Source organism: Mesorhizobium sp. AA22 (genome assembly GCF_001672375.2).
GTDB lineage: Bacteria > Pseudomonadota > Alphaproteobacteria > Rhizobiales > Rhizobiaceae > Mesorhizobium > Mesorhizobium wenxiniae.
In genome coordinates this window covers 5,300,310-5,322,302 of sequence record NZ_CP048406.1, presented here as the reverse complement: position 1 = coordinate 5,322,302, position 21,993 = coordinate 5,300,310, and the positions used below count along the sequence as shown (strand labels likewise).

Annotated in this window: 18 protein-coding genes; 7 read left to right on the top strand and 11 right to left on the bottom strand. The window is 62.9% G+C overall.

Going from position 1 to position 21,993, the window contains the following annotated elements; all coding sequences use genetic code 11:
- The first annotated feature begins 88 nt into the window (after positions 1-88).
- Positions 89-1,015, top strand: a complete 927-nt coding sequence (locus A9K68_RS25410; protein WP_082982125.1) for an oxygenase MpaB family protein — start codon at positions 89-91, stop codon at positions 1,013-1,015.
- Positions 1,016-1,182: 167 nt separating this feature from the next.
- Here A9K68_RS25410 and A9K68_RS25405 read toward each other — a convergent pair whose 3' ends face one another.
- From A9K68_RS25405 to thrC, 4 genes are read right to left on the bottom strand one after another with little or no spacing between them, the layout of a single operon-like run.
- Entirely contained in the window at positions 1,183-4,071 is a 2,889-nt protein-coding gene (locus A9K68_RS25405; RefSeq protein WP_065006235.1) for an EAL domain-containing protein, read from the bottom strand.
- Positions 4,072-4,073: 2 nt separating this feature from the next.
- Entirely contained in the window at positions 4,074-4,670 is a 597-nt protein-coding gene (locus tag A9K68_RS25400; protein WP_065006236.1) for a GNAT family protein, read from the bottom strand.
- 16 nt (positions 4,671-4,686) lie between these two features.
- Positions 4,687-5,979 (bottom strand): pitrilysin family protein, encoded by a 1,293-nt coding sequence (locus tag A9K68_RS25395; RefSeq protein ID WP_029355661.1) that lies wholly within the window; start codon positions 5,977-5,979, stop codon positions 4,687-4,689.
- Between the two features lie 14 nt (positions 5,980-5,993).
- Positions 5,994-7,391 carry a threonine synthase gene (gene thrC, locus A9K68_RS25390; RefSeq protein ID WP_065006310.1) on the bottom strand — a complete coding sequence of 466 codons (1,398 nt, stop codon included), beginning with the start codon at positions 7,389-7,391 and terminating at the stop codon, positions 5,994-5,996.
- A 126-nt stretch (positions 7,392-7,517) separates the two neighbouring features.
- Here thrC and A9K68_RS25385 point away from each other — a divergent pair, with 126 nt between their 5' ends.
- Positions 7,518-8,192 carry a hypothetical protein gene (locus A9K68_RS25385; protein WP_065006237.1) on the top strand — a complete coding sequence of 225 codons (675 nt, stop codon included), beginning with the start codon at positions 7,518-7,520 and terminating at the stop codon, positions 8,190-8,192.
- A gap of 39 nt (positions 8,193-8,231) precedes the next feature.
- Here A9K68_RS25385 and A9K68_RS25380 read toward each other — a convergent pair whose 3' ends face one another.
- Positions 8,232-8,921, bottom strand: a complete 690-nt coding sequence (locus A9K68_RS25380; RefSeq protein WP_065006238.1) for an HAD family phosphatase — start codon at positions 8,919-8,921, stop codon at positions 8,232-8,234.
- Between the two features lie 174 nt (positions 8,922-9,095).
- Between A9K68_RS25380 and A9K68_RS25375 the strand changes: the two genes are divergently transcribed.
- On the top strand, positions 9,096-10,229 hold the full coding sequence (locus tag A9K68_RS25375; RefSeq protein ID WP_065006239.1) for a site-specific DNA-methyltransferase: 1,134 nt from the start codon (positions 9,096-9,098) through the stop codon (positions 10,227-10,229).
- Between the two features lie 66 nt (positions 10,230-10,295).
- On the opposite strand, the gene A9K68_RS25370 is transcribed toward A9K68_RS25375, so the two are convergent.
- A complete protein-coding gene (locus A9K68_RS25370) occupies positions 10,296-10,907 on the bottom strand; it encodes an HAD family phosphatase (RefSeq protein WP_029355668.1) in 612 nt (203 codons plus the stop codon).
- 45 nt (positions 10,908-10,952) lie between these two features.
- Positions 10,953-12,089: an A/G-specific adenine glycosylase gene (gene mutY, locus A9K68_RS25365; protein ID WP_065006240.1), complete on the bottom strand. Its 1,137-nt coding sequence runs from the start codon at positions 12,087-12,089 to the stop codon at positions 10,953-10,955.
- 55 nt (positions 12,090-12,144) lie between these two features.
- On the opposite strand from mutY, the gene A9K68_RS25360 reads away from it, so the two are divergent.
- The 4 genes from A9K68_RS25360 to A9K68_RS25345 all read left to right on the top strand — a co-directional run bounded on the left by A9K68_RS25360 (position 12,145) and on the right by A9K68_RS25345 (position 18,277).
- On the top strand, positions 12,145-12,645 hold the full coding sequence (locus A9K68_RS25360) for a DUF721 domain-containing protein (protein WP_065006241.1): 501 nt from the start codon (positions 12,145-12,147) through the stop codon (positions 12,643-12,645).
- A gap of 187 nt (positions 12,646-12,832) precedes the next feature.
- On the top strand, positions 12,833-13,561 hold the full coding sequence (locus tag A9K68_RS25355) for a DsbA family protein (protein WP_065006242.1): 729 nt from the start codon (positions 12,833-12,835) through the stop codon (positions 13,559-13,561).
- Positions 13,562-13,684: 123 nt separating this feature from the next.
- On the top strand, positions 13,685-17,143 hold the full coding sequence (smc, locus tag A9K68_RS25350) for a chromosome segregation protein SMC (RefSeq protein WP_065006243.1): 3,459 nt from the start codon (positions 13,685-13,687) through the stop codon (positions 17,141-17,143).
- Positions 17,144-17,290: 147 nt separating this feature from the next.
- A complete protein-coding gene (locus tag A9K68_RS25345; RefSeq protein WP_156768179.1) occupies positions 17,291-18,277 on the top strand; it encodes an NAD-dependent epimerase/dehydratase family protein in 987 nt (328 codons plus the stop codon).
- Between the two features lie 96 nt (positions 18,278-18,373).
- Here A9K68_RS25345 and A9K68_RS25340 read toward each other — a convergent pair whose 3' ends face one another.
- The 4 genes from A9K68_RS25340 to A9K68_RS25325 are packed head-to-tail and all read right to left on the bottom strand — an operon-like array spanning position 18,374 to position 21,992.
- Complete coding sequence (locus A9K68_RS25340; RefSeq protein WP_065006245.1) at positions 18,374-19,204, bottom strand: BtpA/SgcQ family protein; 831 nt, start codon at positions 19,202-19,204, stop codon at positions 18,374-18,376.
- On the bottom strand, positions 19,201-20,109 hold the full coding sequence (locus A9K68_RS25335) for a PfkB family carbohydrate kinase (protein ID WP_065006246.1): 909 nt from the start codon (positions 20,107-20,109) through the stop codon (positions 19,201-19,203). The genes A9K68_RS25340 and A9K68_RS25335 overlap by 4 nt, the downstream gene beginning before the upstream one ends.
- 3 nt (positions 20,110-20,112) lie before the next feature.
- Positions 20,113-20,883: a glutamine amidotransferase gene (locus A9K68_RS25330; RefSeq protein WP_065006247.1), complete on the bottom strand. Its 771-nt coding sequence runs from the start codon at positions 20,881-20,883 to the stop codon at positions 20,113-20,115.
- A gap of 17 nt (positions 20,884-20,900) precedes the next feature.
- Positions 20,901-21,992, bottom strand: coding sequence for a phosphotriesterase (locus tag A9K68_RS25325; RefSeq protein WP_065006248.1), 1,092 nt, complete (start codon positions 21,990-21,992; stop codon positions 20,901-20,903).
- Position 21,993: the final 1 nt, after the last annotated feature.

The following is a 21,993-nucleotide window of genomic DNA, read 5'->3' as shown; positions in this document are numbered from 1 at the left end:
AACGACGGAAAGACCAAGACGTTCGTGCATACTGCATCCGCTAGCCACTGGTTCGACACTTGTTGTTCCCAGGAGTCGGAGGCGTACCATGTTTGGCAATTCGGGCATCATCCCTCTGCCTCACCCACTTGAGCGTCGTGTGGATACTCTTGCGCAGTCGTTCATGCGCCAGCGGCTCGGATCTCAGATGGACTTCTCGACCCCGGAAGGCGAGCCGGCCCTGTTACCGCCCACCTCGATGTCCTGGCGTATTTTCAAGAACCCTGTTGCGCTCTTCATCGGCGGGGTTACTGCGGTGCTGCTCGAATTGGCGGAGCCGCGGGTTCGCGACGCCATTTGGCAGCACAGCACATTCCGCTCGCACGCGCTCCGACGATTACAGCGTACGGGCCTCGCTGCCTTGGTTACGGTCTACGGCCCTCGAACCAAGGCCAAGGCCATGATTGAAGGTGTGGTCAGGATGCATGGGCGCGTTTCAGGTCGAACCAGCGAAGGTGAGCCATACCACGCCACCGACCCGGAGTTGCTGGACTGGGTGCAAGCTACGGCCGGGTTTGGTTTCATGGAGGCGTATCACGTCTATGTGCATCGTCTGCATTTTTTCGAACGGGACGCGATGTTTGCTGAGGCTCGCCCCGTCGCACTTCTCTATGGTGCGGCCGGCTCGCCCACGTCACAGGCCGAGCTTTACGCGCTGTTCGACGCGATGAGGCAAAGACTCGTCGCGTCGCCGATCGTCTTGGAATTCCTGGAGATCATGGAAGACGTTCCCGCCTTGCCGGGAGTGGCTCAACCGCTTCAGCGGCCATTTCTGAAGGCGGCCGTCGAGATCCTACCGCGCTGGGTGCGCAAGCGCTTGGCACTAGGCGACCGCTGGACCCTGACGCCGTGGGAGCGTGCTTTTGTGAAGACTACGGCGGCAATCTGCGAGAGCATCGTGCTTCCTTCATCCCCGGCCGTTCAATCGTGCCGTCGCCTCGGCCTTTCCGAGAGCTATCTCTATCGCCGCCGTTGATTCAGGCTTGCCAACATTGGTGGGGCCGCGCCACGGGTAGGAGACTAAAATTTTCAATACTGAGTGACCAGGACGGTTACTTGCGACCTCCGAGCGCCGGGAAGCGGACCCCCCGGCACGTCGCCCAAAGGTGCGCAGCGGTCTTGGGACAACCGACATGCACAAAATCAAGCCTGAGCCAGCGGATACTGTTCCTTCAGCGTCTTCAGCACCTGATCGCCGGGCATCGGCGCGCCGAACATGAAGCTCTGCACATATTCGCAGCCCATCTGGCGCAGTTCGAGCGCATCGCTTTCATCCGAAATGCCCTCGGCCACGACCGAAAGGCCGAGTTCATGCGCCATGTTGACCATGGATTTGAGCAGCACCGCGCGCTTCGGTGTCGCGTCGTCGACAAAGCTCTTGTCGATTTTGATCGTGTCGAAGGGAAAGCGCGTCAGATAGGCCAGCGAGGAATAGCCGGTGCCGAAATCGTCCAGCGACAGGCCGATGCCAAGCTTCTTCAGCTTGTTCAGCACATGGGCTGTCTGCTCGGGATTGTCCATCACCAGCGATTCGGTGAGTTCGAGTCGGAAGCAGCGCGGCTTCAGGTTGGCCCGCGCGATCACCGAGCGGACGTCGCTGACCAGATCGCGGCGGATGAGCTGACGGCTGGACAGATTGACCGAAACCGACAGCGGCGCGTCGCCGATCTGCTTTTGCCATCCCGCCAGATCTTCGGCGGCCTGTTGCATAGCGAACAGGCCAAGCTGCACGATCAGGCCGCAGCTCTCGGCGACCGGGATGAAATCGCCCGGCGGGATCATGCCGCGGCGCGGATGGTCCCAGCGCAAAAGCGCCTCGAAACCGGCAACACTGCCATCTTCCAGCCGCACGATGGGCTGGTAGGCGAGTGTGAATTCGCGCCGTTCAATGGCGCGGCGCAGGTCGGACTCGAACTGCAGTCGGTCGGTGCCGACGGTCCGGAAGGCGGGGCGGAACGGCTCGATCCTGTCGCCGCCAAAACGTTTGGCTTGGTGCATGGCAAGCTCGGCGTCCTTGACCATGTCCTCGGCCGAACTCTGCGCCGAGGTCCAGGTGACCAGCCCGATCGAGGCGGTCAGCACGATCTCACGCTTGGCAAAAGTGATCGGATTGTTGATCGCATGCTTGATGGCGTCGGCAACGGCTGCGATGCGGGCCGGGTCCTGTTCGGAAAGCAGCATCAGCGCGAACTGGTCGCCGGCAAAACGCGACAGCGAATCCTTCGGCTTGAGCAACCGGTGCAGCCGGCGCGCAACGGTCAGCAGGATGGTATCGCCGGCCGAGATGCCGAGCCCGTCATTGACCTGCTTGAACCGGTCGATGTCGATCACGAAGACGGTCGGACGCACTTTCTCTTCCGTGCGCGCGATCGAAATGATCGCCTCCAGCCGATTCATCAGCAATTCCCGGTTCGGCAGGCCAGTCAGATTGTCATGCACGGCATCGTGCAGCAGCCTCTCCTCGGACTTTTTCTGCTCCGTCACGTCGACCATGGTGCCGACGCAGCGGATGACCTCGCCGTCCGATCCGATCACCGGCCGTGCGCGCAGCGAAAACCAGTGATAGTGCCCGTCGGCGCCGCGCAGGCGGAAATTCTGCGACACCCGGCCGCGCCGGTGTTCGAGCACCACGTCGAGCGTGGTACGGAACGTGTCGCGGTCGTCGGCATGAAGTACCGGCAGCCAGTTGCGAGCAGCTCCGCCCAGGCTGTCGGGCGCAAGTCCAAGCTGGATGCTGACATCCGGCCTGGTGACGACGCGGTCGCGCATCACGTCCCAGTCCCACACCGTGTCGCCCGATCCGGCGACGGCCAGCGCCTGCCGTTCGAGATCGGAGAACAGGCCCTGATGCAGTGCGCCGCCGGCAAAGGCGTGCTGCATGACGGTGAAGCCGATCAGCAGGATGATGAGGATCAGCCCGCCGCCCAGTGCCGGCTGGGCGATGTCGTTGTCGAGCATGCCGGTGATCGCCATCCACGACCCGCATAGCCACAACAGGACCATGACCCAACTGGGCACCAGCATGATGGCACGGTCGTAGCCGCGTATGCCGAGGAAGATGATCAGGCTGAGGCCGGTCAGCGCGGTGGCGGCGAAGGACAGCCTGGCGATGCCGGCGGCGACCGCCGGATCGACGATCGCAACGCCAGCGATCAGCAGCAGCCCCAGAATCCAGACCAGCGCGCCGTAACTGAAATGGCCGTGCCATCGGTTGAGGTTGAGATAGGCGAACAGGAACACCACGAAGGTCGCCGCAAGCGCCACCTCCGTTCCGGCTCGCCACATCTGCTCGTTGCCGGGCGATATTTCCAGGACCTTGTTGAGAAAGCCGAAATCGATGCAGATATAGGCGAGCACCGCCCAGGCGAGTGCTGCGGTTGCCGGGAACATCGAGGTCCCCTTGACCACGAAAAGGATGGTCAGGAACAGCGCCAGAAGGCCGGCGATGCCGATGACGATGCCGCGAAACAGCGTGTAGGAATTGACCGAGTCCTTGTAGGATTCCGGATCCCATAGATATACCTGCGGCAGTTTGGGCGAGGCAAGTTCGGCAATAAAGGTGATCACCGTTCCGGGGTTCAGCGTCACCCGGAACACATCGGCGTCGGGGCTGCTCTGGCGGTCAAGCGCGAAGCCCTCGCTGGGCGTGATCGCGGCAATGCGGGTCGAGCCGAGATCCGGCCAGAAGATGCCGGAATTCACCAGCCGGAAATGCGGTGCGACAATCAGCCTGTCGAGCTGCTGATCGGTGGTGTTGGCAAGCGCGAACACCGCCCAGTCGCCGGTCGAGCGCGCATCATTGGCCTCGACCTCGATGCGCCGCACGATGCCGTCCGGGCCTGGAGCGGTCGACACCTGAAAGTTCTCGCCTTGGTTGCGGTAGATTTCGACGGCGCCCGAAAGGTCGAGCGCCACGTCGTCGCGGGCGATCTTGATCGGCTCGACGGCGAAGGCCGAGGACGCCGTGCAGAGCACGACGATTGCCGTCAGCACAAAGGCGAACAACGACCCGATTCGCAGGAAATTCGTCAAAATCAGTCCTTCGTTCCCGCGCCCGGCGGATCGTCTTCGATCCGGGCGTAGAGGTAGTGGTCCTGCCAGATGCCATTGATCCTGAGATAGGATCGCAGAAGTCCTTCACGCCGGAATCCGGCTTTTTCAAGCACGCGGATCGACCGGGCATTGTCGGGAATACAGGCAGCTTCGATCCGGTGCAACCTCAGCGCATCGAAGGCGAAGCGCGTCACGACCTTGACCGCGTCGGTCATCAGACCACGGCCGCTGTAGCGTTCGCCGATCCAGTAGCCGATATGGCCGCTTTGCGCGACGCCGTGGCGGATGTTGCCGAGGGTGATTCCTCCGACAAGCTTGCCGCTGCCTTTCTCGAAGATGAAGAAGGCTATGGCCGTTCCCTGCGCATAGTCTTCGCGATAGCGGCTGAGGCGATGCCGCCAGGCCGTGCGGTCGAGCTCGTCGGGGTTCCACCGCGGCTCCCACGGCTCCAGGAAGGCGCGGCTTTCCCCGCGCAGCACCGACCATTCGCGGTAGTCGTTGGTCAGCGGCACGCGCAGCGTGACCCGGTCACCCTTCAGTGCCGGCAGGTCACGGCGAAAGAAAGGGAGCGCGAACATGACGCTTTGATGGACTTTAGCCGGCGAGCTTTCGGGCCGTGGTCTGCGTGCCCGAAAGCGATTCGAGGACCGCCTCATAGGGAGCGAGCGTACCCACCGGTCCGACGGCAGTCAGCGTCGGCTTGGTCGAAAACAGCCGTGACGACAGGTCCGTCAGGCGCTCGACCGTCAGCGCCGACAGCCGTTCCATCAGCTCTTCCTTGGCGATCGGCCGGCCGAACAGCAGCATTTGCCGGGCGATCTGCGAGGCGCGGCTGGCCGGGCTTTCGGCGGACATGATCAGGCCTGCACGGTATTGGGCACGTGCCCGGTCGAGTTCCTCCTGCAGGATGTTCTCGCCGACCTTCTGCAACTCGTCGATGACCACCGGCACCAGCTCGGCGATGTCGCTCTGCCCGGTCGCGGCATGGACGCCGAATATGCCGGTATCGGAAAAACCCCAGTGGAAGGCATAGACCGAATAGCACAGCCCGCGCTTTTCGCGGACCTCCTGGAAAAGACGCGACGACATGCCGCCGCCAAGGATCATCGACAGGACCTGCGAGGCGTAGAAGTCGCGTACATGATAGGCGCGGCCCTCGAACCCCAGCACGATCTGCGCGTCCATCAGGTCGCGGTCCTCGCGGAAATCGCCGCCGACATATTGCGCAAATTGCGGCATCGTGTTGTCGGACTTGCTGCGGAAACCGCCAAGGTGCTTCTCGACCTCGCGCACGAAATTGTCGTGCTTGATGTCGCCGGCGGCGACGACCACCATGCGCTCGGCGCCATATTGCCGTTCGATGAATTTGTGCAATTGCTTCGAGGTGAAGGATTTGACGGTTTCCGGCGTGCCGAGGATTGAGCGGCCGATCGTCTGGTGGCGGAAAGCCGTCTCGGTGAAGCGGTCGAAGACGATGTCGTCGGGCGTATCGTGAGCGGCGCCGATCTCCTGCAGGATCACATGCTGTTCGCGCTCCAGCTCCTGCGGGTCGAACTCGGATTCCTGCAAGATGTCGGAGAGGATATCGACGGCCAGGGGCACGTCGTCGCTCAGCACCCTGGCATAATAGGAGGTGGTCTCGACACTGGTAGCGGCATTGATCTCGCCGCCGACATCCTCGATTTCCGAGGCGATCTCGAAGGCGCTTCGCCTTCTGGTTCCCTTGAACGCCATATGTTCAAGCAAGTGGGCCATTCCGTGCTCTTCGCTACGCTCGTTGCGGGCGCCTGATTTGAGCCAGGCACCAAGAGCGACGGATTCGAGGCTTGGAAGGGTTTCGGTGGCGACTGTCAGGCCGTTCGACAGACGGCTTACCTCAACACCCATATAGCTGATACTCCCTAACTTGCCGCCCGCGTGTGGCGGCTAACATAATCTTCCACCATTTTCAGGTCGGATGGAAGTACCGTGTATTTTTCCGCTGATGTCATCAACCCGCCTAGCCATGCGGGCAGGGCAGGCGACATGCCGCTGGCGGCTTCGACGGCGGCCGGGAACTTTGCCGGATGGGCGGTGCCCAGCACCACCATCGGCACGGCATTGGTGGCCTTTGCAACCGCAACGTGCATGGCCGCTGCCGTGTGCGGGTCGAGCAGATAGTTGCTGGCTGCGAGCGTCGAGCGGATCGCGGCGGCAACTTCGTCCATGGTCGAGCGGCCGGCGTCGAATTCGGAGCGAATCCTGGCGATCTCGCCCGCTTCGATGGTGAAGGCGCCGGACTGCTTGAGGCCGCTCATGTAGCGCCGCACGGTCGAGGCGTCGCGGCCGGCCGCCTCGAACAGCAAGCGCTCGAAATTCGAAGAAACCTGGATGTCCATAGACGGCGACGTGGTCGAAAAGACGCCTTTCGTGCGATATTCGCCGCTCGACAGCGTGCGCGCCAGAATGTCGTTGTCGTTGGTTGCGATGATCAGCCGCTCGATCGGCAGCCCCATCTTCTTGGCGGCGTAGCCGGCGAAGATATCGCCGAAATTGCCGGTCGGCACCGTGAACGAAACCGGCCGGTCGGGCGCGCCGAGCGACAGCGCTGATGAGAAGTAGTAGACGATCTGGACCATGATGCGGGCCCAGTTGATCGAATTGACCCCGGACAGCGACACCCGGTCGCGAAAACCGTGATCGTTGAACATATCCTTCACCAGCCCCTGGCATTCGTCGAAATTGCCTTCGACCGCCAGTGCATGGACATTTGCGGCGATGGACGTCGTCATTTGCCGCTGCTGCACCGGCGAGACCCGGCCGTGCGGGAAAAGGACGAAGATGTCGGTGCGATTGCGCCCGGCGAAGGCATCGATGGCGGCCCCGCCGGTATCGCCGGACGTGGCGCCGACAATGGTGGCGCGCTGGCCCCGTTCGGCAAGAACATGGTCCATCAGCCGGGCGAGAAGCTGCATGGCTACGTCCTTGAAGGCAAGCGTCGGGCCATGGAAGAGTTCCAGAACGAACATGTTCGAGCCGGTCTGCACCAGCGGGCAGACCGCCTCGTGACGGAACGTCGCATAAGCTTCGCGCACCAGGCGTTCGAACACCTGCATCGCGATCTCGCCGCCGACAAACGGCGACAGCACGCGGATGGCGAGGTCGGGATAGGCAAGGCCGCGCATGGCGCGGATCTCTGCCGCCGAAAACTGCGGCCAGATATCAGGCACATAAAGACCGCCATCGCGCGCCAAGCCCGCCAGCACCGCGTCGGAAAATCCAAGCACGGGCGCTTCCCCGCGGGTACTCACATATTGCATCGTCATGTTCCATCGCTGCCGAGCGGTCCGCCCGCGGCAAAGTGGTTAATTTCCGTACTTGCTCAGTCGCATTTTTGCCGCGCGGTTGATATACGTCACCCGCTTTGCGAGAGGGAAGTGCAGTTCATGGCGTTTCATACATTTAACGGTCGTTTTGTCGCGGGTCTAGCGCTCACCGGCTTTATGCTTACCGCCGCCGGCTGCCAATCAGGCGGCAGTAGCATGCTGGGCTTCGGAAAGAAGGACACGACGCCGCCACCGCCGCCGGACCCCAAGGTTCTCGCCAGCCAATTGCTGGCCTATTGTCCGAAAGTGACGCTGCGCGACGGCACCGCCTTCTTCAACACCTATGCCAAGGGCGGTCAAAAGCCCAAGAAACAAGCCGCCGCCGAGGATGCAGAAGCTGCTGCGCTTGAAGTGAGCAGCGACCAGCAGGACGATTCCGCGAAGATCATCTATCAGGCTTCGATCACCGATGTGACCCGCGACTGCAACCGTGCCAACGGCTCGCTGACGATGAAGATCGCCGTCGCCGGCAAGGTCGTTCCGGGACCGATGTTCAGCCCGGGCACCATCACCATGCCGATCCGTATCGCTGTGATGCACGGCACCGAGGTCCTTTACTCGCAGCTTCACCAACATCAGGTCCAGGTTACCAATCCCTCGAGTGCCACCCAGTTCGTCTTCACCGATTCGAACGTTGTCGTTCCCGAGCCGACCGCGAAGGATTATCAGGCGTTCGCCGGCTATGACGAAGGCCCGCCGAAGAAGACCGACAAGAAGATTGCCGCGGCCGAATAGCCGCGGCTTTGGAACTTCGCGTCCATTTGGACGCCTGCTTCACGCATCCGCCGACCATTCCGACAGGGCGGCGATCACGCTTTTCAGCTCCGCCCAGCGGCGGATGACCGTTTCGGCGCCGGCCTCGGTCAGCGCGTCGGCATGTCCGGGATAGCTGTGCGCCGCTCCGGTGAAGCCGATCACACGCATGCCGGCTGTCCTGGCGCCGGTCACACCGTGCACGGAATCCTCGATGACGAAGGTGTTCGCCGGGTCGGCCTTGAGTTTTTCCGCGGCAAAGAGAAACACGTCGGGCGCCGGCTTGGATTTTCCGCTCGGCGTTTCCAGCGAGGAAAAAATGTGCCCAGTGAAAAACGGCAGCAGACGCACCTTCTCCAACATGAATTCGATCCGCTCGGTGCGCGAATTCGAGCAGATGCAGCGCGGTGCTGTCACCGCGACGACTGCCTCGTGCACCCCGTCGACGGCGCGCACGTCGGCGCGCAGCCGGCGGTCGACCAGCTCTTCGGCACGATCGATCAGCGAGGCCTGGAACGGGATGCGAGACTTCTCTTCGACACGCATCATGATGTCTTTGAAGGTCAGCCCGGCATAGGTTTCAGAAAGCTCCTCGGCCGATATCTCGTAACCGGCCGACGTCAAAAGCTCGGCTTCGATGCGCGCGGCAATGATTTCGGAATCGACGAGCACTCCGTCGCAATCGAAGATGACAAGGTCTGGCTGAGGCATAGCGATCCGGAAAGCGGGAGGGAGGGGCTGAGAAGGTTCAGGCGGCGCGGCATACACCAACAGACCGGTCTTCGCAAATTACCTGGGCTCCGGACCCTCGGCCTTCATCGAATATTTACGCTGATCGGTAACCATAACAGGGAGTAAACAGTAACGCGTGCTTTGGGTGTCACAATGTCTGCCGTGCGTCTTCTCGACGAGCTTTCCCATGCTCCGCAGCAATCCGAATGGCTGGATACGATCCTGAAGGGCGATTGCGTCGCCGCGCTCGACCGGCTGCCCGAAAAATCCATCGACGTGATCTTTGCCGATCCGCCCTACAATCTGCAGCTCGACGGCGATCTGCATCGTCCCGACCAGTCCAGGGTCGATGCCGTCGACGACGACTGGGACCAGTTCGCGAGTTTTGAGGTCTACGACGCCTTCACTCGCGCCTGGCTGCTGGCGGCGCGCCGCGTGCTGAAACCCAACGGCACCATCTGGGTCATCGGCTCCTACCACAACATTTTCAGGGTCGGCGCCAAGATGCAGGATCTGGGGTACTGGATCCTCAACGATGTCGTGTGGCGTAAGACCAATCCGATGCCGAATTTCCGTGGCCGCCGCTTTCAGAACGCGCATGAGACGATGATCTGGGCCTCGCGTGACCAGAAGGGCAAGGGCTACACCTTCAACTACGAAGCGCTGAAGGCGTCGAATGACGACATCCAGATGCGCTCCGACTGGCTGTTTCCGATCTGCACCGGCGGCGAGCGCCTGAAGAATGAAAATGGCGACAAGCTGCATCCGACGCAGAAGCCCGAGGCGCTGCTCGCCCGCATCATGATGGCTTCGACGCAGCCTGGCGATATCGTGCTCGATCCTTTCTTCGGCTCCGGCACCACCGGCGCCGTGGCCAAGCGCCTCGGCCGCCATTTCGTCGGCATCGAGCGTGAGCAGGCCTATATCGACGCCGCCAACGAGCGCATCGATGCAGTCCGGCCGCTGGATCGCGCTGATCTCACCGTGCTCACCGGCAAGCGCGCCGAGCCGCGCGTTGCTTTCGTCAGCCTCATCGACACCGGGCTGATGCTGCCGGGTGCCACACTCTATGACGCTAAGAAGCGCTGGGCGGCCAGGGTGCGCGCCGACGGCACGGTGGCGGTCGGCGACAGCGCCGGATCGATCCACAAGATCGGCGCGGAAGTTCAGGGGCTGGATGCCTGCAACGGCTGGACCTTCTGGCATTATGAGCGCAGCGGCGGCCTGACCCCGATCGACGAGCTTCGCCGTATCGCCCGCCTCGGCATGGAGCGGGCAGGGGCCTGACGAACGGATCGTATGTGTCTGCCATGTAAAAGCGGATTATCAATCGGCCTGTCGAAGTGATTCAAATCACACTCTGACCCCCAGCCCTCTGAGGTCCGCCTCGAGCGTCTTTGCGTCAGTGAACAGCACCGACTGCCAGCCGGCCGCCTTGGCACCGTCGACATTTTTAGGGCTGTCGTCGATGAACAGCGTGGCCGCGGGCTCGAGGCCGAACGCGGTCACATGATGGTCGTAAATGCCGCGATCCGGCTTGATCATGCCGATCTCGCCCGAAATGGTCACACCGCGCGGACGGTTGAGAAAGTCGAAACGCTGCCGGGCTTCAGCCAGCGTGTCGGCGGCGAAATTGGTCAGCATGGTGACGTCGTGGCCGCTCTCGATCAGCTTCTCCATGATCTGGACGCTGTCGTCATAAGCGTGCGGCACCATCTCGTGCCAGAGGCGGCGGAAGTTACGGATGTTTTCGGCGTGGTCCGGGTGTTCGGCGATCAGCAGCGCCTCGGCCTCTTCCCAGGTCCGGCCGCGGTCCTGCTCGATGTTCCAGTCATGCGTGCAGACATTGTCGAAGAACCATTTCCGCTCGTCGGCGTCGGGGATCAATCGGCTGAAGGGCAAGTTCGGATCGTAGTGGATCAGCACTTTGCCGATATCGAAAACGATGTGGCGGATTTCGGTCATTCTAGTCCTCGTTCAATGCAATTCATGTGGGGTGATGTAGGCGATTCAATGTGCGCGCTGCTTCTTCGTCGCGCCCGGTATCGCCGCTTCGATTACCTTTTTCATGACGGTGGGCAGCGCTTCGCCGGAAATTTCGTGGGCCAGCGACCAGAAATGACCCGCCGGGGCGGCGCCATCGGTCATCGCTTTGAAGACGTCGAGTTCGAGCGCAAAATGGGTGAAGACATGGCCAATCCGCCCGGCTGGCCGCCAGTTGCCGGGGAAGGGCGCTGCCGCGTCCGTGGTGGCGCCGTCGATCCGCGCGGTCCAGCCGGTCGTCGGTACTTCGGTCATGCCGCCGAGCAGGCCTTTATCCGCACGTTTGCGCAAAAGAATGGCGCCATCGTCACGTACGGCAACGAAGGCAGCCCCGCGCCGCAACGGTTTCTCGCCCTTCGGCAGGCGGACAGGAAAGCGCTCGGGATCGCTTGAAACAGTGGCGCTGCAATCCTCTCGCAACGGGCACAGCATGCAACGCGGCCGGCTCGGCGTGCAGATCGTCGCGCCCAAATCCATCATCGCCTGGGCGAAATCGCCCGGTCTGGTCGCTGGAACCATGCGCTCGACATAGGCGCGTATGTCTCCCTTGGCTTCGCTCAGCGGCGTGGCAATCGAGAACAGCCGGGAAACGACCCGCTCGACATTGCCGTCGACGACCGCGGCCGGCTGGTCGAAGGCGATCGCCGCGATCGCCGCCGCCGTGTAGGCGCCGATGCCGGGCAGCTCTCTCAAGGCAGTCTGCGTGTCCGGAAACCTGCCGCCTTGCCGTGCAACGAGATCGGCGCAGGCCTTGAGATTGCGCGCGCGGGAATAATAGCCGAGCCCGGCCCAGGCTTTCATGACATCTTCGGCCTGTGCCGCAGCCAACGCCTGAACATCAGGCCATTTCTGGACAAAGGCCCGGAAATAGGATTTTACCGCTTCGACCGTGGTCTGCTGCAGCATGACTTCGGAAAGCCAGACGCGGTATGGATCGGGCCGTGTGCCGCTTGCCAGTTCGCGCGGCGCAACGCGCCACGGCAAGTCGCGGTGATGCGCGTCGTACCAGGCGAGCAGGCGGGACGCGATCTCGCCGCTTTCTCCAGACGCGGCTCTGCCGCTGTCTCCGGATGCGGTCTTGCGGGTCTGGTCGTGCAGTGCCATTGATCGAGGACTGGCCTAACCGATGCGTGGTGAAGGTCGTGACTGGAGAACGCACATGGCAGGGAAAAGGCCCTTCGGCAATCCCGTTCCGGTGAGTGATCTCGCAACCCAGATTCTCGATCCGGTGTTGCGGAAGCGGGCCGGCATGTCGATCGGGCTCGTCCAGTCCTGGGAGGAGATTGCCGGGCCGCGGCTCGCCAGCCGTTCGCGCCCTGAAAAGATCCAGTGGCCGCGCCGCATGCATGAAGATGATCCGTTCGAGCCGGCGGTTCTGGTCATCGCCTGCGAAGGCATGGCCGCGCTCCATTTGCAGCACGAGACCGGCGAGATCATTAACAGGGTCAACGCCTTCCTCGGCTTCAACGCTATCGGCCGGATCAGAATCGTACAAAGGCCGGTGACGGCGGACAAAGGGCGGCCTAAACCAAGCTTTCGGCCGCTGACCGCGGCCGAGAAGGTAAAGTTGTCAGGCACTGTCGGAATGATCGAGGATGACGGACTGCGCGCTTCGCTGGAGCGGCTCGGCGCCACCATTCTCGGTCAAAAGAAGACTTGAATTTTATGCATGTCGTCCGCCCAAAACCGCTGCGCACTTTTGGGCGACAAGCATTGATCTCGCGCTTTCGTGATCGCGTACACAAGGTTTGGCGATTGGAATGGGGACGGCGATGCCTTAATTCGCGCCAACTCTCGCCTTTTCTAGCCTTTGCATTGCAAAATCCAACCATTGTCAGGTGATTCGTATGGCCCGTCTTTTGTCCCGCAGAAACCTCTTGTCGTCGCTGGCCGCCATTCCGGCCGTGGCTCTGCTCGCCGCATGCAGCGACTCGGGCGAGAAAGCCGTGGCGCAGGATGCAAAGCCTGCGGCTCCCGCCGATGCGATGAAGCCGGCCACTCCTGCCCCGGCCAAGGCGCCTGAGGCCCAGGGCACGGTGGACATGGCGGCTCTGCTGAAACCCGGCGCACTGCCCGACGAGCAACTGGGCAAGGACGACGCGAAGGTCACCATTGTCGAATATGCCTCGATGACCTGCCCGCACTGCGCGCATTTCCACGAAACCACCCTGCCTGAGCTGAAGACGAAATATATCGACACCGGCAAGGCCCGCCTTATCCTGCGCGAATTTCCGTTCGACCCCAGCGCCGAGGCCGGTTTCATGCTGGCACGCTGCTCCAAGGACAATTATTTCCCGATGGTGGACGTTCTGTTCAGGCAGCAGGCGAACTGGGCAGGTGTTGCCAATACCAAGGACGCCCTGCTGCAAATCTCCAAGATGGCCGGTTTTACACAGGAGTCGTTCGAGGCCTGCTTGACGGACCAGAAACTTCTGGACGATGTGAGATCGGTCCAAAAGCGTGGCGCCGATGAATTCAAGGTCGACTCGACGCCGACCTTCTTTATCAACGGGAAGACCTACAAGGGGGCGCTGTCGATTGAGGAAATCTCGGCCATTATCGACCCTTTGCTCTGACATTTCGGCGGCGCCGAAGCGGCTGCGCTTAGGCGTGCGTGGCTTTTTGTCGTGCCGCGCGCCTGGCGCCCTATCGCAAAACCGCCGAACAGTTTTGCGGAACCCGCTTATTGGGCGGCGCGAATGAAGTTCTCGCGCCTTCGCCTGCTCGGTTTCAAGTCCTTCGTCGAACCCGGCGAGTTCGTTATCGAACGTGGCCTGACCGGCATCGTCGGGCCGAACGGCTGCGGCAAGTCGAACCTTGTCGAGGCGCTGCGCTGGGTGATGGGCGAAAGCTCGTACAAGAACATGCGCGCGTCCGGCATGGACGACGTCATCTTTTCCGGTTCGGGAACGCGTCCTGCCCGCAACACCGCCGAAGTCACGCTTTTCCTCGACAACAGCGACCGTAGCGCGCCCTCCGCCTTCAACGACGCAGACGAACTGCAGGTTTCACGCCGCATCGAGCGCGAGGCGGGTTCGCTTTACCGCATCAATGGGAAGGAAGCCCGCGCCAAGGACGTGCAGCTGCTTTTCGCCGACCAGTCGACCGGCGCGCGCTCGCCCTCGATGGTCGGGCAAGGCCGCATCGGCGAGCTGATCCAGGCAAAGCCGCAGGCGCGCCGCGCGCTGCTGGAAGAGGCGGCCGGAATTTCGGGTCTGCACACACGCCGCCACGAGGCGGAACTGCGTCTGAAAGCGGCCGAACAGAATCTGGAACGGCTGGACGACGTCGTCGGCGAGCTGGAAAGCCAGATCGAAAGCCTTAAGCGCCAGGCCCGCCAGGCCTCGCGCTTCAAGAACCTGTCGGCCGACATCCGCAAGGCCGAGGCGACGCTGCTGCATCTGCGCTGGACGTTGGCCAAAACACAAGAAGGCGAGGCGCGCTCGGCGCTGGCGATTGCCACGGCACTGGTCGGCGACCGCGCCGCCGCCCAGATGGCTGCCGCCAGGGAGCAAGGGATCAGCGCGCATCGGTTGCCTGAACTGCGCGATGCGGAAGCCGCCGCCGCTGCCGCCTTCCAGCGCCTGTCGATCGCCAAGACGCAGATCGAAGAGGAAGCGGGCCGCATCCGCGCCCGCCAAGCAGAACTCGACCGCCGGCTCCAGCAGCTCGACGGCGACATCGTCCGCGAGGAGCGGATGGTCCGAGACAATGCGGATATTCTTGAGCGCCTCGCCGCCGAAGAAGCCGTGCTCAACACTGAGAACGCCGGCGCCGCCGAGCGCGAGGCCAGCACCCGGGCGGCGTTCGAACGGGCGGCGTCGACGCTTGCCGCGAGTGAAGCCAAACTCGCTGGCCTCACGGCCGAACGGGCGGAGGCCGCCGCCTCCCGCAACCAGATCGAACGAACGCTGCGCGATACCGCCGAGCGCCGCGACCGTTTCGCCCGCCAGTTCGCCGATGTCGACCGGGAATTGTCCGACATCGCTTCGAGGGTCGCCGGCCTGCCCGATCCCGCCGAGAAGCGGCTGCTGGTCGAACAGGCGCTGGCGCTGCTGGAGGAGACCGAAGCCGCAGCGATTGCCGCCGAACAGGCCGTCGTCGATGCGCGCGCGGCGGAAAGCGCTGCCCGCCCGTCGGTTCAGGATGCAAAGGCCGAGCTGGCGCGGATTGAAACTGAGGCCCGTACACTGGCCAAGATCCTGAATGCCGCGAGCGGCGACCTCTTCCCCTCTGTCCTGGAGCAGATCAGCGTCGAACGCGGCTACGAGACGGCGCTGGGCGCCGCCCTTGGCGAGGATCTCGATGTGCCGCTCGACCGCAGCGCGCCGGTGCATTGGGGGCAAAGCGAGATCCAGCCCGGCGACGCCGCTCTACCCGAAGGCATCAAGAGCCTTGCCAGCGTGGTCCGAGCGCCGGCCCAACTGGCCCGCCGATTGGCGCAGATCGGCATCGTCGAGGCCGGCGACGGAAAGCGGCTGCAGGCGCTGCTTGCTCCCGGGCAACGGCTGGTCAGCCGCGAAGGGGCGCTTTGGCGTTGGGATGGGTTCACCGCCAGCGCCGACGCGCCGACCGCGGCCGCGCAGCGGCTGGCGCAGAAAAACCGGCTGGCCGAGCTCGAGGCCGAGGCGGTCCACGCGACCCGCATCCTGCGTCAGGCCGAAGAGGCTCTTGCCCATGCCGAGCAGGCGCTTGCCCGGGCGAGCGAGGCCGAGCGCTACGCCCGTCAAGCCGGGCGTGATGCCCAGCATGGGCTGGACGCCGCCCGCAACGCGCTGGCCGAGGCCGAGAAGGCCGGCGGCGAGCTGTCGAGCCGACGCGCCGCACTTGACGAGGCCCGCGCGCGTATCGTCGACAGCCATGAAGAGACGGCGGCGGCATTCGTCGAGGCGGAGATGCTGCTGCAAAGCGCTCCCGACCTCGGTGATCTGCAGTTGCAGCTCGAACAGTCGGCCGCCAACGTCGCTGGCGACCGCGCCACCCTTGCCGATGCCCGCGCCGTCCATGAAGGCTTGAGGCGGGAAGCCGAAGCGCGAACGCGCCGCCTCGACGCCATCGGCCAGGAACGCCGCAACTGGCTGGAGCGCGCCGAAAACGCCTCGACGCAGATCGCGGCACTCGGCGAACGCAAGGCCGAGGCCGAGGCCGAGCGCGAAAGACTGGCCGACGCACCCGACGAGATCGACGCCAAGCGGCGCGCCTTGCTGTCGCAGCTTGCCGAAGCCGAAAGCCTGCGCCAGGCAGCCGGCGACCGGTTGCAGGAGGCGGAGAACAAGCAGTCCGAACTGGACAAGGCCGCGACATCAGCAATCCAGTCGTTGGCCGAGGCGCGCGAAACGCGCGTCCGCGCCGAAGAGCGGCTGACCGCTGCCGACGAAAGACGGCTGGAGGTCGAGGCGCGCATTCAGGAAACGCTCAACACGCCGCCGCATCTGGTCATCCGCCACACCGGCCTGGAGGCCGACAGCCCGATGCCGGAGATGACTGAGATCGAGCGTCAGCTCGACCGGCTGAAGATCGAGCGCGAGCGCCTGGGCGCCGTCAATCTGCGCGCCGAGGAAGAGCAGAAGGAACTATCCGATCGGCTCGAGACCATCGTTTCCGAACGCGAGGACATCATCGAGGCCATCCGCAAGCTGCGGCAGGCGATCCAGAGCCTGAACCGCGAAGGCCGCGAACGGCTGCTGGCTGCCTTCGACGTGGTCAACGGTCATTTCCAGCGGCTGTTTTCGCATCTGTTCGGCGGCGGGACGGCGGAACTGCAACTGATCGAGTCCGACGATCCGCTCGAGGCCGGTCTCGAAATCCTTGCGCGGCCGCCCGGCAAGAAGCCGCAGACGATGACGCTGCTTTCCGGCGGCGAACAGGCGTTGACGGCGATGTCTCTGATCTTCGCCGTGTTCCTGACCAATCCCGCGCCGATCTGCGTGCTCGACGAAGTCGACGCACCGCTCGACGATCACAATGTCGAGCGGTTCTGCAATCTGATGGACGAAATGGCCGCCACCACCGAGACGCGCTTCGTCATCATCACGCACAACCCGATCACCATGGCCCGCATGAACCGGCTGTTCGGGGTGACCATGGCTGAGCAGGGCGTTAGCCAGCTCGTGTCGGTCGATCTGCAGGCGGCCGAGGCTCTGCGCGAGGCGAGCTGACGCGTCGACAGCACAGCTTGTCGGTAGCGCCTATCGGCTATAGCACGAGCTGAGACGGTCCTTCATTCGGATGTAGCATTTTGATGTTGCACATGGTCGTTTCGGAAATCGATCTCGATTTCGCGATCATGTGCATGGAGAATCTTGTTGCCTATACTTGTCACTGGAGCCGCGGGATTCATTGGCAGCTACGTTTGCCACCACCTCTTGCGCAGGGGGGAAGCAGTCGTCGGCGTCGACAATATGAACGACTATTACGACCTGGCGCTCAAAGAGGGGCGGCTCGCCCGCCTTCAGCCCCACAAGAATTTTTCATTTCATGAGATCGAGATCGCCGAACAGGGCGCGCTCGCCGCCGCTTTGGCCGGGCAAGGCATAACCAGGATTGTCCATCTCGCCGCTCAGGCGGGTGTGCGCCATTCACTCGACAATCCGAGGCTCTATGTCCGTTCCAATGTCGTCGGCCATCTCGAAGTGCTCGAATTCTGTCGCGCGCAGCCAGCATTCGAGCATCTGGTCTATGCCTCGTCGAGTTCGGTCTATGGCGGCAACCGCAAGGTGCCGTTCAGCGAGACCGATCAGGTCGACAGGCCCGTCTCGCTCTACGCTGCTACCAAGAAGTCAGATGAATTGATGAGCCACACCTATGCCCATCTCTTCGGGGTGCCGCAAACCGGCTTGCGGTTTTTCACCGTCTACGGCCCTTGGGGCCGGCCCGACATGGCCTATTGGATATTCACCAAGGCGATCCTCGAGGGAAAGCCGATCCGGGTATTCAACAATGGCGAGATGTGGCGGGATTTCACGTATGTCGACGATGTGGTGCGGGCGGTCGTTGCCGTGCTCGACAAGCCGCCCATGGCCGATGCCCCACCCAGCAGGATTTACAATGTCGGCAACAACCGGCCGGTGCGGCTGGGCGATTTCATCGACACTCTGGAAAGACTGCTCGGTGTAAAGGCGATCCGCCACAGCGAGCCGATGCAGAGCAGCGACGTCGAGCGGACCTATGCCGACATGACGGCACTGGAGGGCGATTTCGGCTTCAAGCCGAGCGTTTCGATCGAAGATGGTCTGAAGAAATTCGTCGACTGGTACCGGTCCGAATGGGTTGCAGGATCAACGACAAGGTGACTGCGGCCTGAGTGTCGTCGTTGCCTGTTGGCATCCGCGTTTGCGGCCCCGCGACTTCGCTCCGGCCACAAACAGAATGGCATCATTGCCGCTCGATCATCGCCTCAGCCCGGCCATGAAGGTCTTTACTCTGGCAGGGTCGACCTGGTTCCACCAGACGCCGTCATGCTTCAGTGCGCTGGCGATGATGACGCCATCGACGATGCCAAGGATATCGTTAGCATTGTTGGGCGTCACGCCGCTGCCGACCAGCGTCGGTAGGCCGGCGGCCTCCTTGATCATGCGGATGTAGCTCAGATCCGCAGCGTGCCCGGTGCGCTGACCGGTCGCAATGATGGCGTCGGCGTCGAAGAAGACCAGATCCTTGACCAGTTCCTCCACTGGCCGGTCGGCAACGATGGCGTGTGCGCCATGCTTGACATGAGCATCGGCGAAAACGCGGATGCCGTTGGCGCGAAGCTTGGCGCGGTAGCGCGCCGCGCGACCTGACTCGCCCTCGACAAAACCCTCGTTGGCGACATAGGCATTCGCCCATTGATTGACGCGGATGAAACCCGCGCCGGCGGCACTGGCGATCGCAAGGGCAGGGATCGCGGCGTTAGCGAGCACATTGATGCCGACCGGCTTGCCGAGTTCGCGGCGGATACGGTCGGAAACGACCGCCATATAGGCCGCTGTCTCCGGTCCGATATCGTCAGGTTTTGCAAAGGGGATGTCGCCATGATTCTCGACGATCACGCCGTCACATCCGGCGTCGAGATAGGACCTCGCATCATCGAGACCCCGCTGATAGATCGCCTCGACCGCCTCGCCGTCAAAGCGCGGCGAGCCAGGAAGCGGCGCAAGATGAACGACACCGATCACCACCTTGGTGCGGCCGAAAAGTTCTACGAGCGCGTCGGCGCCCGATTGGCCGAGTTGGGTCATGGGAGCTCCGTTTCATCGATGAGCGCCGCCATTTCAGGCGCGGAAGGACAGGATATCAATGTGCCCGGGCGAGTCACCGCAATTGCCGCGGCCGCGAGCGCGAACTTCAGCGCTGAGGTAACCGACATTCCTTTGGAAAGCCCGCCGGCCAGACAGCCGCAAAACACATCGCCGGCGCCGCTGGTGTCGAGCGCTTCGACGCCGGGCGCCGGCAAACGAAGCGGTGCTTCCTGGTCCGGGCCAAGCACGAGACAACCTTCCGCGCCAAGTGTGATCACGACTGTTCCGGCGCCTTTGGCCGCGAGCGCGTCGGCCGCAGCTGCCATATCACCCTCGCCGGTCAGTGCTTTCGCCTCGGATTGGTTCACGACCAACAGCTGCGCCAGACCCAAGTCAGGCAAAGCCGCCGCATTGATAGGACTGGCATTCAGGACGGTGCGCGCGCCATTTTCCTGTGCTGCCCGCAGGCAGGCATTTATCGCGGCGCCTCGCAGGTTTCCCTGACAGACGACGATGTCGCCGAACGCGATCCGTCGCGCAAGTGCCGTTTGCGCGATCGGATCGAACGCTTCGCTGCAGGCGACACCGCTGACGATGAAGTTCTCGCCGCCGACCTCAATGACGATGGTCGAGCGGTCGCTCGGCAGGTCGAATTCGCTCACCTCGAGGTCGGACAACTCCCTGTCGAGAGAGGCTCGGATCCATGCGCCTGCGCGGTCCTTGCCGAGCGCCGTCCAAAACGTCACCGCAGCACCCGTGCGCGCGGCCGCAACGGCCTGGTTTGCGCCTTTGCCGCCGAGGCCGTCGGCGTAGCTGCTGGCGTTCAAAGTCTCGCCGGCGGCGGGGAAGCGGCCGACGCGAAACATCGTGTCTACGCAGGCATTGCCCACGACATGGACATGCATCGCTCAGCTCTCACCGGTCGCCCAGTTCAGCATCTGTTCGAACAGGGTTTTGTAGCCTTTCCAGGCGATGAACTCCGGTGGCAGCCAATGCGGCCCGACATCGGATGTCCAGGCCACAGTGCGGCCCTTGCCATAGTGGCCGGCGACGAGCAGCGGCAGCGATCCGTAATCCGATGACACGGTTGCCAGAACTTCCGCCCCGTCCTTCAGCGTCACCTCGTTGAAGCCGAGCAGGATTGGCCAAGCCGAACCGAGACCCTTCAAGATCGGGTGGTCCGAGGAGCCTTTCAGAACAGGCGAAAACCCTTCCGGCACCTCGACGCGGTCGTCGAAGGCGAGGCAGTTCACCGGCAGCACCTCCTCGACCGGCGTCTTGCGATAGCGCGCGCCGCCATTAATGCCCTGGAAGCTATAATAGCCGCCAAACATCAAAAGCCCGCCGCCGTCGCGCACATAATCGCGCAGCAGGCGCAAACGGTTCGGCGTCGGCTTCGAGTGAACCCAAGTGTCGGGATGCAGAAGCAGCGTGTTGGCGCCGATGTCGGAGAGCACCACCGCATCATAGGCCGAAAGCGCCTCCATTGTTTGCGGAAAGCTGCGCTGCGCCTCATGCGCCGGCATGAAGGTCACATCGAAGTCGGTCGCCTTCAGCGCCGTCAGCAATTCGTCGGCGCCGGTGTGGTAGGTGACCGTCGGAAACTGATCGAAGCCTTTGATATGGGTCGCGGTCGACACCCAGGATTCACCGGCTAGCAGAATCTTTTTCTTGGACATTTGAACTCCGTCGTAAGTCAGTTCCGCCGCGAGAACACAGCCCTCGGATTGGCGACCAGCATGCGGTCGATGGCCGGTTGCTCGACGCCATGCCGTTTCAGGCGCGGTACGAAATGCTTGAGGATATAGCCGTAGCCGAAACCGCCGAAGCGGGTCAGCATGATCTTGAGGAACACATCCTGCGACAGCAGCAGGCGGTCGCCGAAGCCGGCGTCGATAAGTGCCGCAATTGCCCGTGCATTCTCCTCATCGGAGGGCGATTGCGCGTCCTGATCGGCATAATAATAGTCCATGCCGATCATGTCGTATTCCAGGAAAGCGCCGCGCCGGGCGAGGCTTGTCTGATAGTCGAGATCGTTGTGGCTGGGGTTCATATGGCAGAGCACGGTGTGGCGAAGATCGGCGCCCTCTGCCTCGACGACATCGAGCACCTCGTGCGCCAGCCGCTCCCAGCCGGGCAAATGGATCGACAGCGGCACGCCCGTGATGCGCGAGGCCCGCGCCGAAGCTCGCAGTGACTTTCGTTCCTCGGAGGTGAAGTCCTTGCTGACGCCGACCTCGCCGATCAGACCGGCCAGGATCGTCGGCTGCATCTCGCCGCCGCCGACATCGTTGACGATGAATTCGGTCACCGCGTCGACATCCATGGTCTTCAGCCATTCGGGATGGGTGTGCTCCAGATAGAAGCCGGTGCCCATGACGATCTTCAGGCCGGACATGCGGCTGATGCGGGCGAGCTTTTCCGCTTCACGGCCGATGCCGATATTGGTCGCGTCGACGACGGTGTGGCCGCCGAGCGCGCGATAGCGTTGCAGCTCAGACAGCGCCAGGTCGCTGTCGTCGAGCGAAACATTGTCGCGGTTGACGTAAGGGTTCATGCGCAGTTCGCCGATGATCTCGATGTTCACGGGCTGCTCGGCGAGCGCCATGTCGTCGGGATGACAGGGGCATTTCCAGGTGCGCGCGCCGTCGAGCAGGATGTGCTCGTGCATCAGCGTTACGCCCATTTCTTCGACCGGAACGGGGCCGAGCACGGTCATCACCTGGCCGGATTCGACCCCGATCGCCAGCCGCTGCCTGGGAGCTGCGTCATCGAAGAGATCACTCATA

Bases quoted from the DNA above. Each gene is read 5' to 3' on its own strand.
- A9K68_RS25410 (WP_082982125.1), top strand. From the start codon at position 89: ATGTTTGGCAATTCGGGCATCATCCCTCTGCCTCACCCACTTGAGCGT.
- A9K68_RS25400 (WP_065006236.1), bottom strand. From the start codon at position 4,670: ATGTTCGCGCTCCCTTTCTTTCGCCGTGACCTGCCGGCACTGAAGGGT.
- A9K68_RS25395 (WP_029355661.1), bottom strand. From the start codon at position 5,979: ATGGGTGTTGAGGTAAGCCGTCTGTCGAACGGCCTGACAGTCGCCACC.
- thrC (WP_065006310.1), bottom strand. From the start codon at position 7,391: ATGCAATATGTGAGTACCCGCGGGGAAGCGCCCGTGCTTGGATTTTCC.
- A9K68_RS25385 (WP_065006237.1), top strand. From the start codon at position 7,518: ATGGCGTTTCATACATTTAACGGTCGTTTTGTCGCGGGTCTAGCGCTC.
- A9K68_RS25380 (WP_065006238.1), bottom strand. From the start codon at position 8,921: ATGCCTCAGCCAGACCTTGTCATCTTCGATTGCGACGGAGTGCTCGTC.
- A9K68_RS25375 (WP_065006239.1), top strand. From the start codon at position 9,096: ATGTCTGCCGTGCGTCTTCTCGACGAGCTTTCCCATGCTCCGCAGCAA.
- A9K68_RS25370 (WP_029355668.1), bottom strand. From the start codon at position 10,907: ATGACCGAAATCCGCCACATCGTTTTCGATATCGGCAAAGTGCTGATC.
- mutY (WP_065006240.1), bottom strand. From the start codon at position 12,089: ATGGCACTGCACGACCAGACCCGCAAGACCGCATCCGGAGACAGCGGC.
- A9K68_RS25360 (WP_065006241.1), top strand. From the start codon at position 12,145: ATGGCAGGGAAAAGGCCCTTCGGCAATCCCGTTCCGGTGAGTGATCTC.
- A9K68_RS25355 (WP_065006242.1), top strand. From the start codon at position 12,833: ATGGCCCGTCTTTTGTCCCGCAGAAACCTCTTGTCGTCGCTGGCCGCC.
- smc (WP_065006243.1), top strand. From the start codon at position 13,685: ATGAAGTTCTCGCGCCTTCGCCTGCTCGGTTTCAAGTCCTTCGTCGAA.
- A9K68_RS25340 (WP_065006245.1), bottom strand. From the start codon at position 19,204: ATGACCCAACTCGGCCAATCGGGCGCCGACGCGCTCGTAGAACTTTTC.
- A9K68_RS25335 (WP_065006246.1), bottom strand. From the start codon at position 20,109: ATGCATGTCCATGTCGTGGGCAATGCCTGCGTAGACACGATGTTTCGC.
- A9K68_RS25330 (WP_065006247.1), bottom strand. From the start codon at position 20,883: ATGTCCAAGAAAAAGATTCTGCTAGCCGGTGAATCCTGGGTGTCGACC.
- A9K68_RS25325 (WP_065006248.1), bottom strand. From the start codon at position 21,992: ATGAGTGATCTCTTCGATGACGCAGCTCCCAGGCAGCGGCTGGCGATC.